Source organism: Rhodoferax ferrireducens (assembly GCF_003347515.1).
Taxonomy (GTDB): Bacteria; Pseudomonadota; Gammaproteobacteria; order Burkholderiales; family Burkholderiaceae_C; genus Rhodoferax.
On record NZ_QEII01000255.1, the window covers coordinates 13,431 to 30,295 of the forward strand.

The following is a 16,865-nucleotide window of genomic DNA, read 5'->3' on the forward strand; positions in this document are numbered from 1 at the left end:
CCGTTTGTGAGTTTGCATGACGGCATCGGTGAGGCCGAATTTACGGGGCGAGAAGGAAACCTTTGCTCGATTTCGGTGCCGGCTAAATACAGCTGGGGGTATTTAGCGTTTGGCTTCACTTGGAGCATGACCAAAATGGGCTTTGAAGGCACGGCTGAAAGCCGCATCGGAAGCGTAGCCAACGCGTTGCGCCGCCTCTGTCACCTTCAGCCCTCCACTGCGAATCAGATCGGCAGCTATTGTCATGCGCCAGCGCGTCACGTAATGCAAAGGAGGCTCACCAACGGTACTCACAAATCGCTCGGCAAAAATGGAGCGCGACATCAGAGCAATGTCGGCCAACGCTTGTACAGTCCAGCGCCGAAACGGGTCGCCATGGATGGCGCTCAAAGCACGCCCAATCCGCTGTTCGCCTAGGCCACCAAGCCAGCCTCCGCGCTGCGCGTGACCTGCAGCCCAACTGCGCAACGCCCGGATGACAAGCAGATCAATCAAACGAGAAATCATCAAGGACGAACCCGGATAGGGCTGGTGCGCCTCCTCCACCAAGAAATGGGAAATTGCCGCCAGCCAGGGCTGAGCGCCACCCGGCACGCGCGGAATATGGATGACGGTTGGCAAAGCCGACATGATGGCCGGCAGGGGACTGCCTTCAAAGCTGAAGAAACCACCCACAAGTTTCGTTTGCATGCCGACTCCGCCAAAACGAAAACTCAGGTCATCTCGATTGAAATGCTGTGTGGTGAGCCAATCTATGTTAGTTGGAGAGGTCCCGGGGTCATCCGCGATTACATGCCCATTTCCGTGCGGTAGCAGCACCAGATCGCCGGCGTCCAAGCACATCGGTTCGGTACCGGCGGCCAACACCCAAAGCGTGCCTTGCTCGACGAAATGAAAGTGCGCTGGCCCCGGCGCATAGCGTATGCCCCATGGGGCACCCAGTTCTGCCGTGTAGACCAATTCTCCTCGCAGGCGGATCAAAGTCAGAACTTCGGACAGCACATCGGTACGAGCTGCAGTCATTCCATAACTTGCAACCGAATCGGACGATGGAGCATGAAATTCGGGGTAAGTGAAATGGCTTTTCATAGAGCCAAATTCTACAATTTCCTTGCAATCTTGCACTTAAAGGACTCATTATGAAACTTATTTCGACTATTTTGGCTGCATCTGCTCTTTTACTGGGCGGAAATACAATGGCTGCAGAAAAGCCTGAAATTGTGCTCGTTCATGGCGCATTCGCTGATGCAAGCGTATGGCAGGGCGTCACGGCAAAATTGAAGGCCGATGGCTACCAAGTGACGACAATCAACATGCCAGGACGTCCCAGTGCACCGCAGGCTCCTGATCAGGTCAGCTTGGACTTGTATAAAACCACAGTTCTGAAGGCCCTGGAGAAGTCGACCAAACCAGTGGTGCTGGTGGGCCACAGCTTTGCCGGCATCACGATCTCGGCAGTCGCCGAGGCTGCGCCGGAAAAGGTCAAGACCCTGGTTTACGTCGCCGCCTACTTGCCACGCAATGGTGAGTCACTGCTGTCGCTGGCTCAGCAAGATCCAGACGCGAAGATTGGCCCGCATCTGCAAATCAACAAGGAAAAGGGCATGGCCGTAGTCGAATACGCAGCACGCGCCGACCTGTTCGCCAACGACGGTCCGGCACAGCTGCGCGCAGTCCTGCCCGATCTGATCGTGGACGAGCCTCTGGCACCGCTGGCAACCCCAGTGCCATTGAGCGCCGACCGCTTTGGAAAAGTGGACAAGGCCTATGTGCACACCACACTTGACCAAGTCATCAGCCCCGCGCTGCAGACCACGATGGTGACGGCAACGCCGGTGCGCTTTGAAGCAACCCTGAAAACCGGCCACCTGCCATTTCTGATCAATCCGAACGGCCTGGCAGAAGCCATAGAGCAAGCGTCGAAGTAATCATTGACAAAGGGACGGATGATTGAGCGCAATGGTGCGCATCTTCCCTCCCCGAATCACAAATTCTTCTGCTACACCGTCTATGCATAACTCAAGGACAAGCGCCCACCAGATGTTTGGGACTATCCAGCGGTATTAACCGTACAGAACACACATTCCACTTCCGTCGGCGCGCCACATCACCGTTCGCGCTTAGTCAAATCACAAACTGAGAAACTTTTAATCATGAATCGCCTTCACACCCAACCCATCAGCGAAGCCACAAGCCCTGCTGCTCAGATTTATTCAGCCATTAAAGGCTCTATCGGCATGGTTCCCAATGCTTATGTCGGCATTGGCAGCAACAGCCCGTTTGCCTTGGAAGCCGGACTAAACCTGGATGCGGCATTGAAGAAAGGCACGCTGAGCGGCCAAGAACAAGAAGCCATCAAGTTGGTGCTCAGCCAAGCCTCAGAGTGTGAGTATTGCTTGGCCGCGCACACCACAATCAGCAAGCTTCATGGCTTAAGCGAAGATGCGATTAAGGCATTGCGATATGGTCAACCGTCCGGCAACGCAAAGCACGATGCGCTTGCCAAGTTCACCCGGCGTTTGGTAGGCAGCAAAGGCAGTTTGCCGGAAGATGCTTTACACGCCGTGCGACAGGCCGGTTTCACGGACGCCCAGATTGTCGACACAATTCTGGCCATCACCAGCATCACGTTTACGAATCTGTTCAATCGCGTCAACAACACTGTGCTGGATTTTCCGCCTGCGCAGTAACGCACGATTTAAAGCCTGACCAGGTGATTCTTGCGATTTGCGGCGTGAACACGCCGCAAATCGCAACTTCGCTTTCGACCAAAAAACTCCCCGATGACGAGTTGACTCTGCGATTGATAGGCCGACTAAGCATGTGTTGATTTGAGACGACCAAGACTGGCCAACTCAGCCTAAATCGCCAAGGAGAACACCATGTCCGCAATGGACAGTACCCGCCAACGTCGAACAGATGTCCAATGACGCACTCGCGTTCATCAACGCCCTGGGCTTTCGGCAGGTCGACCTCCTGGGGGCTATTCCCTTGGTGGCATGATCGCGCAGAACCTCGCACGCAGCATCCTGAGCTTGTCCGGAAAGTCATCTTGGCAAACACCGCGCACCAGGGCGGCGGCAACGACCTCATGAAGGTGCTCAACGATGCCATGTCTCAGAAGACATATCCGGATCCGCGCGTGGTGCTGTTCTTCACGGAGTCGAAGAGTAGCATCGAGGCAGGTCAGGCATTCCTGAAGCGTACCAGTGCTCGGCAAAAAGATCGTGATCCCGAGGCAGGTCCGGATGTGGCGAACGCCCAGGCCAAAGCGCTCATCGTGTTCTCGACGACACAGGATTCCTCGAACAAGCTATTGAGTGCCATCACCCAGCCCGTGCTGATCGTCACTGGCAGTAACGACACTATGTTGCCCACAGACAGCTCCTACGCGATGTTCCGGATTCTCAAGAACGCGCAGCTCATGATGTACCCCGATTCGAACCACGAGGCGATCTTCCAGTATCACGACCAGTTCGTGACCGAAATGAACAACTTTCTGAAGCGCTAAAGCACGGCGGTGCGATCGCGCTAGGCCGTTGAGAGCTGCTCCCAAAAGACGCGACTTCTCAGGCACGATCGTGGCACCCGATTAAGACGACGAGTGAACGGCTTGGCCTAGTGGTGTTGGTATGAGAGGCTGCTTCAAACATCCGCTATGCAAGTAGACTAGTGGTCTCGCCGGACGGGAAGTGGTTTTACTTTGCCGAGAGCGTCGTGAACAGAAATATACCTTTCGTCTATGAAAATTATCCTGTGGGGCTAAGATTTTGGTCACGCAGGCAGCGCGATAACTGCATCCAGCTCAATCTCGATCCATGCTGAATCCGGCAGACTGCTAACCCCGACGGCGGTGCGCGCAGGAAGGGGATGCCCTGGAAAGACAATTTGCAATAGTTCTGATGCCGCATCCAAAACCGCCGTATGCCCTGTGAAATTTGAACCCGATCGAATGAATCCACGAAGGCGGACCACTTGGCACGAAGGTGACAGCACGCCGCCCGCAGCCATGCGAAGAGCCGCAAGGCAGTTCAGCATTGCCACCCGCGCTGCGTTTCGTGCCTCCTCCAGATTCTCCACGCCTTCGCTAATCCCCTGAAGAGCCTTACCGCCAATGCGACAAGTTTGACCGCTGACGAACACAACATGTTTGGTTCCTAGCGCTACTTCACAGAAAGGGGCATAGGCTCCGCGGGCGTGAGGCGCTGGCGGAAGCTCCAAGCCGTGTTGCACTAAAAACTCTTCCAGCGAAAGCGCGTTCACAAGACACTCCATTCCACACGACCACTGAGCCAGCATCCTTGAATGTGTCCGTCTGGATTGAATCGGCCGCGGATCACGATAGCAGACGGGCACCCCATGGCATCGCCCTGTCGCACAGTGCAGGCCGCCGGAGCGTCGGGGCTGCCTGCGGGCACCACGCCGACATTAACCAGATATCCCCAAAGCGCAGCGGCGGCAATACCGGTGGCAGCGTCTTCGGCGTATCCGGACGCTCGTGGAAACTGCCGAGCGAAGACAGTAGTACCTGTAACACGCGTTTCATCCAAATAAAACGGATAAAGCCCTGTGGATCCGATTTCCTTGCAAAGCCCCTCCATAGCCGAAAAATCGGGCTGAAGGCCATGCAAAAAATCTGCTGTCGGCAGTTCCACCAGGGTCTTGATCCGGCTGGTAGCTGCGTTGATCATGGTTACGTAGTTCATGTTCGGCGGTAACCGGAGCACGTCGGCGACGCGCTGTCGATGATGGTCCGACAGCTCATGAACCTGCACTGGGGGCTGCGACACCCATACCTGCTGTGCGGGTTCATCCCACAGCGCATCTACCGGGCCGCTCAACGTTTCTATCCGAGCCGTTGGATTTTCCCAGAGACCCAATTGACGCATGGCCCACAATGTGCCCACCGTCGCATGTCCACACATCTCCATTTCATGACAGGGCACGAAAAATCTGAAGCGCCAGTCTGCCGATTCTGACGACGGTGGAACCACGAAAGCCGATTCGTGCCCAAACTGGCGGGCAATGTCGAGCATTTGGGATGACGTCATTTGGGAGGCATCCACCACCAATGGCACAGGATTTCCTCCGGACGGCCCATTGACAAAAACCCGAATGCCCATCACCGATGGTGGCGGTTCACTCTGCACATCATGAGAATCAGTCAACTTTAGCTCCCACAGACGTGGCGATCTTTCCCCAATACGCAATATCCTTGACGACAGCAGCCCGCATGGTTTCCGGCGATGCAGGATTAGCATTGATACCCTTGCTTGCAAGGTCGGCCGCGACGGCTCGGTCTGACAACACTTTGTTCAATGCACTATTGAATTTATTCACGATAGCTTTTGGTGTGCCTTTCGGGAAGGCGATGCCGTACCACAAGGTCTGATCGAAGTTGGGAACGCCCTGCTGCGCAAAAGTCGGAATGCCCGGCAAAAGTGCGTTGGACGCGGTAGCGGCGACAGCGACCAACTGTCCGGATCGAATGAAAGGCGACAGACCCAGGGGATTGTCAAAAAGTATTTGCACCTGGCCACCTACGAGATCGGCATACGCGGGCGCCGCTCCCCGGTACGGAACATGGACCAGTGGGACTCCGGCAACCTCCTTGAACTTTTCACCCATAAGCTGGGAAACGGTGCCCGCTCCCACAGAGCCAAAACTGTACTGCCGGGGATTCTTCCTCAGTGTCGCAATGAGTGTCTTGATATCCGGCGCTTTCAGCGAAGGATGCACCGCAAGCACGTAGGGCGAGGTGCCGATAAACCCGACATATTCAAAATCCTTTGTCGGATCGTAGGGTACTTGCCTGAATACGCTCACGCTTACGGCGTGGGTGCTGGTGGTGGCAACTCCCATGGTGTAGCCGTCCGGTGCAGCCTTCGCGACCATCGCCGAGCCAATGGTGCCGCCTGCTCCGCTTCGGTTGTCGATGATGATCGGCTGCCCCAGTTCTTTCTGCAACAAAGACTGTATGGCGCGAATGACCAAGTCGGTCCCTCCGCCGGCGGGAAAAGGAACAATGACCGTTAAGGGTCGAGTCGGCCAACTTTGGGGGAATGCGCCAGTGGCGACGCTTGCGAGGGCCAGCGCAAGGAATACACGCTTTAAAGGGATCGTATAAGAAAGGAAGGACATGGCAACTCCTGAGGGAATGGAGAAGGCATGCTAAGAGTCTTAACGCGACCAGTAAAACCTGGACGCGACATCGTGCGATCCATTTTGCGACGGCGCATGTTGGCAGTCGCCTTACTTCATGATCCCACGTCGTGCAAGAGTCGGGTTAAATGTCCGCTTGTGGAAAAACCGAGGCGCTCACTGGCGTCAGCCAATGACAGCCCTTCCTCGGTCATCAACCTACGAGCCTGCGAGGCCAGTAGGCGTCGCCGCACCGTAACAGGGCTTTCTAACATTTCCTGCTTGCATGCGCGCTGTAGCTGGCGTATGGAGACGCCCAACTCAGAGGCGACGGCGTTCACCGACGGAAGAAGCACTTCGAGCTGCAGAGCCTTCGCAAAACACCGTACCATCTTTTGAGCCAGAGACGGGCCTCCGGCGGCGGGTGCCAGGGGCCTCGCAGACGCAAGTTGCGTGATGATCGCGCTCACCAAAAACGTAGTGCTTTTTCTGGAGAGCGATGGCGCAACCAGTGCATCCAGCATGGCCACAGCGGCGCCATCGAGCAATACCGCGCCGGAGTGTCGGCAATTCCGCAGTAGCTCAGGTGCCAGATAGAGTTCCGCATGATGCTGTCGGCCAGTGACAGATGTTGTCCGATGCGCTGTGTTGGGGGGGAGCAGGATGGCTGCATTTCGCACTAATTTGACTGTATGAGCTTCTGACAGCTGCTCGCCAGTTTGATCAAGCCAAGAGGTGCTGAGGCCGCCAAACTGAGGCCATAACAGCATGGCGCAGTCGTGGGTGTGCCATTTGAATTGGTAGCCGGCCTGGCGGTTTTGCCGCAAGGCGAAACCCTCTTGCTCGACCAACCCTAGCTTGGAAGAAAGAGATGTGGCTACTGGCATGAAAACCCCCTTTCATCAATTGGTGACCTTCAGGTCGAAATGTACCGACTTGTAGAGCAAAGAGTCAAGTCCGAACTAAATAATGACAGCGCAAAGTCGTAATGTCCCCTTTTGACCAGATTCAAATGTCCCCTTTCTTGTTAAGGGGCGATTCAATGGCAGAGGTGGTACAGATGAGTTTGAAAGAAGCGGATCGATACGCGGTGATTCTGCAGGTCATTGAACGCACCATGGCCCAGTCAGACGCTGCGTTGTGGCTGAACATCTCGGTACGCCAAGTCAAACGTCTGGTACGCGCAATACGCCAGGACGGAGCGCAGGGCGCTGTTTCCAAGCGCTGGGGTGTTCCCAGCAACCGCCGAATATCGCTGTCCGTTCGGGACCGGTTTGTGGGCCTGGTGCGCGAGCATTACGCTGACTTTGGCCCCACTCTGGCGTGCGTGGGGCGCGACAATCATTCTGACCGGTCCAGCACGGCTACACGGGCAGCGCCGAGACACTGCGCGGCTGGATGATGGAGGCCGGGTTATGGAAGGCCAAGCGCTCGCGGGTCAGGCACATTCACAGCCCCCGTGAGCGGCGCAGCCGCTTGGGCGAGCTGGTGCAAATTGACGGCAGTCCCCACGCCTGGTTTGAAGACCGTGCAGGCAAATGCTGCCTGATCGCCTTCATTGACGATGCCACCGGGGAACTGATGCAGGCGTGCTTCTACCCGGTGGAGAGCACCAACGCCTACCTGCACAGCTTGCAGTGCTACGTGGGCACCCATGGCCGCCCGCTGGCGCTGTACAGCGACCGCCACAGCATCTTCACCAAACACGACCCCGAGGATCCTGTGCCCACGCAGTTCGAGCGGGCTGTGGGAGATCTCAACATCGAGTCCATCCTGGCCTACTCACCCCAGGCCAAGGGGCGTGTGGAGCGTGCGTTTCAGACGCTGCAAGATCGTTTGGTCAAGGCCATACGACTGGCCAGGATCAGCACCATTGAGGCTGCCAACGCCTGGCTACCCCAGTATCTGGCGCAGCACAATGCCCGTTTTAAGCGAGTGGCCGCAGACGGCGCCAATGCGCACCGGATCTATGAGGGCGATGCACAGGCGCTGGCTCGCATCTGTGCCCATCACTACGAGCGCAGGCTGTCCAAGACACTGACCTGCCAGTTCATGGGCCGGCTTCTGGTGCTCATCACACGCCCAGAGCAGCCGCGCTACGCGCTGCGCGCGCAAACCATCAAGGTCGTTGAGCATTTGGACGGCAAACTCGAACTGCTGTGGGGCTCTGAGGCCTTGCCCTTCAAGACGTTTGAGCGCCATCAGCATCTGAGCGCGACTCGCGTGGCTGACGACAAGCTGCTCAATGCACGAGTCGATGATGTGCTGGCCAAAGAGGCGGTGAGGCTGCGCAAACTGCAAGCCAAAGTCGCCTCGCAGAATGCATCAAGGCAATCCCGCTCCACAGCCTGATCGGGCTTGAGCGAAGAAACGCCAGTTCACGCGCATCAGGTGCACGCGCCCGCCGTGGATAACTGACCTGCCCACACCACAAGGGCGTGGACAGCCGGCGAGTACGCCGGTGCGTCAGTTACCCACCGCTCCTCGATCCTTCGCCTTCGGCCTGACGCGCTCGCGCTTGCCAACAGCCATTGAAATAAAAGTCAGACCGCAATATCCGAACTTCGATCCGCCAACTCAAAAGGGGACATTTCTACTTTGCGCAAAAGGGGACATTTCAATTTTGGGTTGACAGTCCGAACAAAATAATCTGCCAGTACCTAGCGATTAGCGGCTAACCTGACGCTGAAACCTGACTAGACTATTTCCGGCTAGTTTCCAAAATTCTGTCCCAAACCTGGGTCACCGCGCGCCGTGTATTGTTCTTGGCCCGATACGCGACGATGGATACTTCGATGTCCCAGTCGCCATCGCCAACAGCAACAAGATTTTTCAGGCGGCCACCTTGAAATGAACTGGTGGGCAACCAGGCGATACCAAAGCCTTGTTCGGCGAGGTCTCCAAGCACGTCAGACATTGCGACCTCTAATACCCTGAAACCGAATAGTTTCCGTGGAGCACTTTCAATTGCCGTCTCCACGACACGGGCGAAATATACGCTAGGCGAGTACATGAGCAAGGGTACTAGCTGGACAGCAGTCCCTGGCATCAAGGTTCCTTCACCATCGCTCAGGGTGCGAGATACGTAAGGTCGAATGGTTTCGGAGCCTATCTCGTAACGCTCGAAACGAGTCGGATCAAGCTGCACCGGATGAGTGGCCATGTGTTGATTTGCCGCCAGCGCATCATCAACTATTGCGAACGCGCTGGCGTGCATTACATCGTGGGCCTGGCGCGCAATGCGCGGCTGCAGCAAATCACAGAGTTCCTGGAACTCGCCATGAAGGACGAATTCGGGTTTTGTTGCGATAGTGGAGTCGAGACGAAAATAGCTGCACGGTTAAACTTGTGATCAGGCCGCAAGGCTGTAGAACTGGTTAGCCGCAGACACGGGTTGACCACCGGGACAATCCAACTGTCCCTTGTGGATCATGTGCATCGTTTCGATTCCCGCAATGATGATCCTGGCGCTCCAGAACGACTTGAATCCAAGCATCGGTCGGGTGATCCGCTTGATGGCCCGGTGGTCCTGTTCGACGATGTTGTTGAGGTACTTGTTTTGGCGCATCAAGATATCAACACAGGCGTCGGCCTTGACGCTTTCAATGGCGGCCGTGTTGGCGCCGCTCTTGTCGATGGTGATCTTTTCTGGTACGTCGTGCAGGTTGATGGCCCGTTCCAGAAATCGCCGGGCCGCAGCCAAATCGCGTTTGGCAGTGAGCCGAAAATCCACCGTGTCGCCGGCACGATCAACGGCGCGGTAGAGATATTTCCACTGGCCTGAAACCTTGATGTAGGTCTCGTCCATGCGCCAGCTTCGACCCACGGGGTGCTTGCGCCGACGGAAAACGGCGGCCAACACCGGCAACATCTTGATTGCCCAGCGATGGACCGTGACGTGATCCACGAAAACACCGCGTTCCTGCATCATCTCCTCGATGTTACGCAAGCTCAGCGGGTAGGCCACATACCAGCGCACGCAGGTCAACATCACCTCAAGCGGATAGTGCAACCGTTTGAGGACCTTGCGCAGCGTGCTGTTGATCAGACTTTGGCGGAAATCGAGCATGGCTCAGATTGTCGTTTATGCTTGCTGCAACAGAGCCGCTGGCGTGGCCCTGTCCCACGGCATCAACACCAACATCGTGCACCGATGGCTGCGAGAGCGCATCCCGTCTGCGCTGGTGGTTCCGTCGCAGGCATTCGTGCCCGTCACACTCGATGAGTCGGCGCCAGCGCCCACACCACAAGTAGCGCCAGACATCCGGGTAGAGGTGCACCGCGCCAATGCAACCATCGTCGTGAAGTGGCCGCTGCAGCCAGGCGGCGCTTGCGCCGCCTGGCTGCGCGAGTGGTTACGATGATCCGCATTGATGCCGTGTGGCTGGCAACCGTTCTCATGGACATGCGCGCCGCGGCCGTCAGGCTAAAGACTCTCTGCATTATGGAGGGCCTTCCATAAGCGGCGCAACTGGTTGTTTGCCGACACGGTGGCCGGCGCCAACGCGAGCGCCAACCTGTACTCGTTGCTGCAGACCTGCAAGGTCAACAGCATCAACGGATACGACTACCTCCAGGCGCTGTTCGTCGCGCTGCCGAACGCGCAGACCGCCGATGATTACGAGGCGCTGCTGCCCTGGCGCATCAAGTTGCCGGCGGCGTGAGCCCGCGCTCGTTGGCGCGGTATCGCATGTGCATCCATCACATTTGATATTTCGGCGCAAGGGGCGGGGTTAAAAGACCGCTTACGGTCATTTGTTCATTCTGGACTACGCGCATCGTCATCTTCTCTCATCAAAACATCACCATTTCCGAACCTCCCATATCAACGTTTGAGAGGGAAAAGGGTGGACTGATTGCAGGATTTTTGATGCGTATTTTCAACTCAAATTGGGCGCCAGTTCACACGCGAAAATTCTGGCCAAAACCCGGCATTGGGACATGATTTGGCAGAAAAATGGCTCAAACTGCAGGTTTTAGAAAATCTTCACTTCGACATAAGCAATGGGAACCCGCGTCGTTACGGGGGTTGAAGGGTTTTCGGTCAAGTACTATCTTGCGCGCACATCGGAACTATGGCGGCAATCGGGCAGCGGGCTCACTGCCTGTTGTTGGTCGAACGCAGATGTAGATGTCGTTGAAATCTTCGATATTGTCGACAGACAAGTTGCAAGGGTGAATGGCCGGTTTGGAGCAGCCAGTTTAGAGCCTCCTGTAGCCGCCTTCAATCGTATGACGTGCGACGCCCACGAACGCTGCGGTTATGGCCACGGCACCGGGCGTGCCGTGGCGCTGCACGATCAGAAGCGGTGGCGAATGCCCATGGCCAGCGTGTTACCACTGCTGTTGTTGGTGAGCTTGTCGTTCATCACCACGGAATAGAGGTCGGTGCGTTTGGAGAAGACGTAGTCGTAGCCCACCGAGGTCGTCAGTCGGGTACTGGAGACGCCACCGGTTTGGCGGCTACGGGCAGTTTGCCACAGCACGTTACCGGCGCCCAGCGGTACCGAAGCGCCCACGTGGATGGTGGTGAACTTGTCGTCGCTGAGGGTGGCGTAGTCCCGTTTCGTGCTGAGGAAACCTGCGCTCAGGCGGCCAAAACCGAAGGTATAGGCGGCGTTGCCCGACCAGTTCGTCATCTTGTTCAGTGCTGTGGCAGGTGTAGTGGCGGGCGCATTGCCTTTGCCAAACTGTTCTCTTGCCATGGCAAGCACCAAGGGGCCGCTGACGTAGTACACGCCTGCGTCGGCACGGTTGCCCACACCGTTGCTTTCGCTCGGGGCCCACTGCGCTGTGAAGGTCACACCGCCCAAGTTGGGCGAGAGGTAGGTAACGGCATTGTTCCAGGCGTTGTCGGTTCCAGCTAGCGGGGCGGTCAGCGAGCGTCCGGTTGCGGCTGCCGGGGTCAGGAACTGCGTGCCTTGGCCCACAGGGTTGACCCAGGTGTGCAGGAAGGCGGGACCGAACGCTGGAGAGTCGCCAAAGGCGTTGGTGCGTACGTAGTTCAAGAAGGCGGCCGTAGGATGGCGCCCCAGACGCACTGAGCCGACGTTCCCGCTCAAGCCCATCCACGAGGCGCGGGCGAACAGCGGGTCGGCTGCGAAGCGGCCTTGTTCACCGGTGTCAGCCCGCAAGAACATGCTCAGCGTGAAGTCTGCCTTGAGCCCACCACCCAAGTCTTCGGAACCGTCAAAGGTGAGTTGCGAGGTAGTCATGCCGCCCGAATCGAGCTTGGTCAGCCGGGTCAGCGCGCCGCTGAGCTGACGCGATGTGACGTACTCGTCGAGTACGCCGCTGAGGCGAACGCTGGATTGCGCCGACGCAGCGGCTGAGGCTACGGCCAGCGCGCCGAGCAGGGTGTGTTGTAGTGTTTTTTTCATTGTGTCTCCTGGGTTGAGGTAAAGCGAAGCTCGTAGCGCAACCTCGTGGCGCTGAAAGCGGGGGAAATTTGCCATTTAGTAAAGAGCCAGATCGCGTTGCCCGCACACGCGCTTTGTCGGAGCCCATGCAGCACACGCAGCTTGCCGAATAATAAGTGTATATGCGCGTAGTGTCAAGCGACATCAGGAACCCCGGCGCCCTGCAAGAAGTCCTGAGCATCGTTGAGGCCAGAAAGCACGAGAGAAGGATCACTATGCGCAAGATCAAAGACGTTCTGCGTTTCAAACTCGAGGCCCATCTCTCGCATGAGCGCATCGCCGCAGTCCTGAACATCTCCAAAGTGAGTATTCCGGTCCAACGTGACCGGTGATTCCGACGAACGTGACCGATGCTTTTTGGTCACGCCTGTCGGCACGGCGGTATACGCCAGCGGAATGGTGTTGCGCATAAACGAAATCCGGCGTGGCGTGTAGCTTCGATGCTTTTGCAAAGAACTACATGCCCGCCTCAAGGATCAACATGCGCAAACTCAAAGACGCCCTGCGTCTCAAATTCGACAGTGGGCTTTCCCACCAACAAATCGCTGGTGCCCTGGGCATCTCCAAAGGTGTTGTCACCAAATACGTGGGACTGGCTGTCGCCGCTGGGCTGGATTGAGTGGCCATTTCAGCCATGGACGAAGCAGCGCTGGAGCGACGCCTGCTGGCGTCCCCTCGCCCCGGCCAGCGACACTTACGCCCAAGCCGACTACGGGCGCATTCACCAGGAGCTGGGCCGCAAGGGCGTGACCCTCATGCTGCTGTGGGAGGAATACTGCGCCCAGGTCGGCGACGAGCACAGTGCAGACAACCCTGTCAAACCTTGGCGCTACTCGCAGTTCTGCGAGAACTACCGCCAGTTTTCCAAACGTCTCAAGCGCTCCATGCGGCAGGTTCACCGCGCTGGCGAGAAGTTGTTCATTGACTTTGCCGGCCCCACCATTGCGCTCATGGTGCATGGCCAAGAGGTGGGACCCGCCAACATCTTCGTGGCTGCCATGCTCGGGGTGGCGTTGGCGCTCCAGCATTTTTCGCACCGTGGCGGCGCAGGCCACGCCGATGCGTTCGCCCCAGGTCACCAGCCGCTCGGGCGTCCACTGGGCCTGGTGTTGGTGGCGCTCGGGCAGGTGCTCAGTCACGGTGGTGAAACCGCCTTTGTGGGCACAGCGCATGTGGCTGGCAACACGGTTGCCACGGTGCAAGGCCTCTACCGCATGGGCGGTAACTCGCAGCTCCAGCGCCAGGCCAACCAGGGCGTTGGGCACGCTGTAGCGGTGGCCCTCGAATTCGACGTGGCTGTCGATGTGCACGCGCACGGTTTTGAAGACCGCCCATTCCCAGGGCTGCACCGGCAAGGCCATCCATCAGGGCCGGGGCGTCGATTTGCGCAAACACGCTGGCGCGACTTCCTGGCAGCTTTTAAAAGGCACGCTGGTTGAGCCATTGCAGCAAGGGGGCAATGGCGTCGTTAACTTCCTCCACACTGGTGAATTGAAACTTGCGCAATCGCGCCAGTATCCAGCGCTCCATAAGCAGCACGCTGATCTCTATCCTTGGGCTTGTCCTGCGGGTGGTAGGCGCGTGCGGGCAAGACCGAGCAGCCGTAGTGGCGGGCGAAGTCTCGCACGCTGTCTGTCAGCAGCGGCTCGTAGCGGTCGGCCTTGCTCACCAGGGCGCGTGGGTTGTCGGGAATGACGAGCTGGGGCACACCTCCACAAAAGCTCAAGGCTTGCGCTGTTGCGCCCAACCAGTCGCGGCCAGTTTGCGCCGGCGTGGCACAGCAGGCCTAAGCAGTAGCCCGAAACGCCCATGCCTACCGTGCCTGCTTAGGCCTGCTGTCCCTCTCCAAGCGCTACGGCGACGCCAGGCTGGAGGCGGCGTGCACCTTGGCGTTGAGCTTGGGCACCAGCAAATACACCCACGTCCGCGACATCGTGCTCAACCGGCGCGACCTGCTCCAAACCAGCACTGCCCCTGAGTGGACCAGCCCGACTCACGCCCATGTGCGTGGCGCAAATTACTACCAATGAATCCCAACACGGACGACCCCAAAATGATGATGAACACCACCTTGAACCAACTGCGCGGCCTGCGCCTTGAGACCATGGCCCAGGCGCTGGAGCAGCAACTCACACAAAGCGGCATCAGCGCCATGAGCTTTGAAGAACGATTGACCGCCGTGCCAGTTCGCGGTGCGTGCGCCGTGCGTCCTCATCCTCGGCTGATGGCTCGTGCAGCACCGACCACACACGCTCGCCGGCACGGTGGCGCAGCAGCATCGAGAGCAGTTTGTCACCGTCGAGCCGGTCGGTCTTGGCACGCCTGGCGTGCCGGTTCACTTCGATGCTGGGAGAGTCGATCACGATGTTGTCAATGCCCTGCTCAACTAACCAGCGGTGCAGCCACCAGCCGTCGCGTCCGGCTTCGTAGCAGGAATGCACCTTGGCCTGTGGCTGGAGCTTGCAGCGCTCCTTGGCTTTGGCTATGCACTGTGCAACTTCGGCCGTGTCACCAGCCTCCACGCTGTATCGGCCGGGGCCACGACGGCCATCGCTCAACGTCAGCTGCCATTTCTTGTCACTTAGCTCGATGCTCATGTACAGGTCGGCTTGGATCGCCGCCTCCTGGTCCTGTATAACCGTCTGGCGGGAAATAGACATTTCAGTTCTCCTTCGCAACAAAGTTTGAAATCCTCTTTTTTTAGCTCAACCCGTCTTGATTGAGTAGTCCCACATAGCATCTTGTGACTGCATTTCGGCGGACTCCGTTCCGAGGTATTTCATCGGCCTGCTAGGGAATACCCCATGCAGACTGCTAATAAATGGCGTATATACTCCCATAAAATTGAGAATGAAAGACCGGAGATACACCGTGGACAAACACCCCTTGCGCCGCGCTCGCGAGTCTCAAGCCGCAGCCCCCGAGCTCGCGGTCTTGCTGGCTCCCAATGTGGTCTTCCACAGCCCCATCCTCGCCAAGACGGTTCGAGGTCGGGAGCTTGTATCGCAGGTGATGGCAGTCGCTGCCGAGATCCGCAGTGGCGAGTACATCCAGGAGATGCGTGAGGGGTGCAGCACCTTTCTGGTCTGGCGGGGATTGATCGACGGAGAGTTGATTGAGACTCTTGAGTTGATCGTGGACGACGAAGCTGGACTGATCCTTGAACGAATCGTCGCAATGCGGCCTCTGTCGGCGGCATCGAAGTTTCGGCAGATATTTGTCGAGAAGACGCGCGGTAGGCTGCCCGATGAATATTTCGGAGTAACTCCGGAACTTGCACGAGAGGCTAATTTAACCAAGGAGTTGCCGTGACAGTCACATCGACTTTTCTTCCGGGGCGGCCGACAATAGTCGGCAGCTCGCGAAACGCCGAATCTGGAGGCAGAACAGGGCCCCCAACGCAGGCTGAGGCCAACGACGTGTACGTGGTTGCCGTAGGCTGCTGTGCTGTAGTCCTCGAGGGCCGAGAGGAGATGCATCAGTACTTTGCTGCCTACCTGATCAGCGGCCTGGGTTTATGTGGAATTGCAGCGGCGCTCGCCTATGCCTTCAGCGTACTTGGATAAAACGGATCAGCGCAGTGAAAAATTGCATCAAATAGGTGTATATGCGCGTAATAGAGAAATCTGTTCTAGATGAGCAAGAGATGAACGTTCTTCAAGCAGAAAATTTCTGTTATTGAGGTGACGCTATCTATTGGTGTGCATAACGTTGACCGGTACCCGGTAAAGGAGGATGAGCGGATGAACTAGAAAGCATTGAAAAACAACTGTTATTGGTATTACATTTTTTATTGGAGAGAGACAATGCCTTTGTGGAAAATTTATCATCCTGCCGGTGCGTACACTGCTGAAGACAAAAAGAATCTGTCCGAGCAGATTACGAATGTTTATGCGGGAGTCCCCATCCCTAAATTCTATGTGGTGACCATTTTTGAGGAGATGGCCAAGGACTCCTGTTTTGTAGGTGGCGTGCCGAATCCCAAATTCGTCCGGTTCAAAGTCGACCATATTGCCAGGACGCTACCTGGTCCGATCATCAGAGAATGGTGGATTAGGGCAATTGATGAGGTCATTGCTCCTTACGTAAAGGACAGGGGGTATGACTGGGAAGTTTCCATTGACGAGACGCCTTTCGATCTTTGGTCTCTTCAAGGCGAACTCCCTCCGCCTTTTGAATCTGTGGCCGAGAAGAGGTGGGTTAAGGAAAATAAGGCAAGTCCCTATACCTTAGCGGAAAAGCTTCCTGTTAGCCTCCTCCTCGCTCCGGGAATAGCCGACCGTTAGATTTCAGTTTGGCTGGCTC

At 57.2% G+C, this 16,865-nt stretch carries 19 protein-coding genes and 3 pseudogenes; 11 read left to right on the forward strand and 11 right to left on the reverse strand.

Annotated features, from left to right (window positions below):
• Nucleotides 1-102 precede the first annotated feature (102 nt).
• Entirely contained in the window at nt 103-1,089 is a 987-nt protein-coding gene (locus C5P05_RS08475) for an AraC family transcriptional regulator (protein WP_232834399.1), read from the reverse strand.
• A 50-nt stretch (nt 1,090-1,139) separates the two neighbouring features.
• Between C5P05_RS08475 and C5P05_RS08480 the strand changes: the two genes are divergently transcribed.
• The 3 genes from C5P05_RS08480 to C5P05_RS08490 all read left to right on the forward strand — a co-directional run bounded on the left by C5P05_RS08480 (nt 1,140) and on the right by C5P05_RS08490 (nt 3,511).
• Nucleotides 1,140-1,928: an alpha/beta fold hydrolase gene (locus tag C5P05_RS08480; RefSeq protein WP_114969412.1), complete on the forward strand. Its 789-nt coding sequence runs from the start codon at nt 1,140-1,142 to the stop codon at nt 1,926-1,928.
• Between the two features lie 225 nt (nt 1,929-2,153).
• On the forward strand, nt 2,154-2,690 hold the full coding sequence (locus tag C5P05_RS08485; protein ID WP_114969413.1) for a carboxymuconolactone decarboxylase family protein: 537 nt from the start codon (nt 2,154-2,156) through the stop codon (nt 2,688-2,690).
• Between the two features lie 362 nt (nt 2,691-3,052).
• A complete protein-coding gene (locus C5P05_RS08490; RefSeq protein WP_198674673.1) occupies nt 3,053-3,511 on the forward strand; it encodes an alpha/beta fold hydrolase in 459 nt (152 codons plus the stop codon).
• A 263-nt stretch (nt 3,512-3,774) separates the two neighbouring features.
• Here the strand turns inward: C5P05_RS08490 and C5P05_RS08495 are convergent, their stop codons facing one another.
• The 4 genes from C5P05_RS08495 to C5P05_RS08510 form a co-directional block, all read right to left on the reverse strand.
• Complete coding sequence (locus C5P05_RS08495; RefSeq protein WP_232834400.1) at nt 3,775-4,263, reverse strand: RidA family protein; 489 nt, start codon at nt 4,261-4,263, stop codon at nt 3,775-3,777.
• Nucleotides 4,260-5,168 carry a PhzF family phenazine biosynthesis protein gene (locus C5P05_RS08500; RefSeq protein ID WP_232834401.1) on the reverse strand — a complete coding sequence of 303 codons (909 nt, stop codon included), beginning with the start codon at nt 5,166-5,168 and terminating at the stop codon, nt 4,260-4,262. Before C5P05_RS08500 ends, C5P05_RS08495 begins: the two co-directional genes overlap by 4 nt.
• Nucleotides 5,161-6,141, reverse strand: a complete 981-nt coding sequence (locus C5P05_RS08505; RefSeq protein WP_114969416.1) for a Bug family tripartite tricarboxylate transporter substrate binding protein — start codon at nt 6,139-6,141, stop codon at nt 5,161-5,163. The genes C5P05_RS08500 and C5P05_RS08505 overlap by 8 nt, the downstream gene beginning before the upstream one ends.
• Nucleotides 6,142-6,257: 116 nt before the next feature.
• The gene (locus C5P05_RS08510; RefSeq protein WP_114969417.1) at nt 6,258-7,028 is read right to left on the reverse strand and encodes a helix-turn-helix domain-containing protein; all 771 of its coding nucleotides are present in this window, start codon (nt 7,026-7,028) and stop codon (nt 6,258-6,260) included.
• Between the two features lie 173 nt (nt 7,029-7,201).
• On the opposite strand from C5P05_RS08510, the gene C5P05_RS08515 reads away from it, so the two are divergent.
• Both C5P05_RS08515 and C5P05_RS08520 read left to right on the forward strand, forming a co-directional pair.
• Nucleotides 7,202-7,543: a helix-turn-helix domain-containing protein gene (locus tag C5P05_RS08515; protein WP_157979262.1), complete on the forward strand. Its 342-nt coding sequence runs from the start codon at nt 7,202-7,204 to the stop codon at nt 7,541-7,543.
• Nucleotides 7,540-8,493 (forward strand): ISNCY family transposase, encoded by a 954-nt coding sequence (locus C5P05_RS08520; RefSeq protein ID WP_114969419.1) that lies wholly within the window; start codon nt 7,540-7,542, stop codon nt 8,491-8,493. The genes C5P05_RS08515 and C5P05_RS08520 overlap by 4 nt, the downstream gene beginning before the upstream one ends.
• 349 nt (nt 8,494-8,842) lie before the next feature.
• Here C5P05_RS08520 and C5P05_RS08525 read toward each other — a convergent pair whose 3' ends face one another.
• The gene (locus C5P05_RS08525; protein WP_332871342.1) at nt 8,843-9,358 is read right to left on the reverse strand and encodes a LysR substrate-binding domain-containing protein; all 516 of its coding nucleotides are present in this window, start codon (nt 9,356-9,358) and stop codon (nt 8,843-8,845) included.
• A 135-nt stretch (nt 9,359-9,493) separates the two neighbouring features.
• Nucleotides 9,494-10,210, reverse strand: coding sequence for an IS6 family transposase (locus tag C5P05_RS08530; protein WP_114969421.1), 717 nt, complete (start codon nt 10,208-10,210; stop codon nt 9,494-9,496).
• On the opposite strand from C5P05_RS08530, the gene C5P05_RS08535 reads away from it, so the two are divergent.
• Together C5P05_RS08535 and C5P05_RS08540 are read left to right on the forward strand one after the other, a co-directional pair.
• On the forward strand, nt 10,209-10,505 hold the full coding sequence (locus tag C5P05_RS08535) for a hypothetical protein (protein WP_114969422.1): 297 nt from the start codon (nt 10,209-10,211) through the stop codon (nt 10,503-10,505). The two genes, C5P05_RS08530 and C5P05_RS08535, sit on opposite strands and share 2 nt — an antisense overlap.
• 99 nt (nt 10,506-10,604) lie before the next feature.
• Nucleotides 10,605-10,805 (forward strand): annotated as a pseudogene (locus tag C5P05_RS08540) (transposase domain-containing protein); the annotation flags it as partial.
• A 636-nt stretch (nt 10,806-11,441) separates the two neighbouring features.
• On the opposite strand, the gene C5P05_RS08545 reads toward C5P05_RS08540, so the two are convergent.
• Nucleotides 11,442-12,521, reverse strand: coding sequence for a porin (locus tag C5P05_RS08545; RefSeq protein WP_157979265.1), 1,080 nt, complete (start codon nt 12,519-12,521; stop codon nt 11,442-11,444).
• A gap of 173 nt (nt 12,522-12,694) precedes the next feature.
• Nucleotides 12,695-12,970 carry a hypothetical protein gene (locus C5P05_RS33620; protein WP_157979266.1) on the reverse strand — a complete coding sequence of 92 codons (276 nt, stop codon included), beginning with the start codon at nt 12,968-12,970 and terminating at the stop codon, nt 12,695-12,697.
• Between the two features lie 71 nt (nt 12,971-13,041).
• Here C5P05_RS33620 and C5P05_RS35260 point away from each other — a divergent pair, with 71 nt between their 5' ends.
• Entirely contained in the window at nt 13,042-13,179 is a 138-nt protein-coding gene (locus C5P05_RS35260; protein ID WP_420130730.1) for a hypothetical protein, read from the forward strand.
• 358 nt (nt 13,180-13,537) lie between these two features.
• Here the strand turns inward: C5P05_RS35260 and C5P05_RS08560 are convergent.
• Nucleotides 13,538-14,340 (reverse strand): annotated as a pseudogene (locus C5P05_RS08560) (Mu transposase domain-containing protein); the annotation flags it as partial.
• A 34-nt stretch (nt 14,341-14,374) separates the two neighbouring features.
• Between C5P05_RS08560 and C5P05_RS08565 the strand changes: the two are divergent.
• Nucleotides 14,375-14,590: pseudogene (locus tag C5P05_RS08565) on the forward strand (IS21 family transposase); the annotation flags it as partial.
• 114 nt (nt 14,591-14,704) lie between these two features.
• On the opposite strand, the gene C5P05_RS08575 reads toward C5P05_RS08565, so the two are convergent.
• Nucleotides 14,705-15,220 (reverse strand): hypothetical protein, encoded by a 516-nt coding sequence (locus C5P05_RS08575; RefSeq protein ID WP_232834402.1) that lies wholly within the window; start codon nt 15,218-15,220, stop codon nt 14,705-14,707.
• 211 nt (nt 15,221-15,431) lie between these two features.
• Here C5P05_RS08575 and C5P05_RS08580 point away from each other — a divergent pair, with 211 nt between their 5' ends.
• Nucleotides 15,432-15,872 (forward strand): hypothetical protein, encoded by a 441-nt coding sequence (locus C5P05_RS08580; RefSeq protein WP_157979267.1) that lies wholly within the window; start codon nt 15,432-15,434, stop codon nt 15,870-15,872.
• Nucleotides 15,873-16,366: 494 nt separating this feature from the next.
• Entirely contained in the window at nt 16,367-16,846 is a 480-nt protein-coding gene (locus C5P05_RS08585) for a tautomerase family protein (RefSeq protein WP_114969426.1), read from the forward strand.
• The last annotated feature ends 19 nt before the right edge of the window (nt 16,847-16,865 follow it).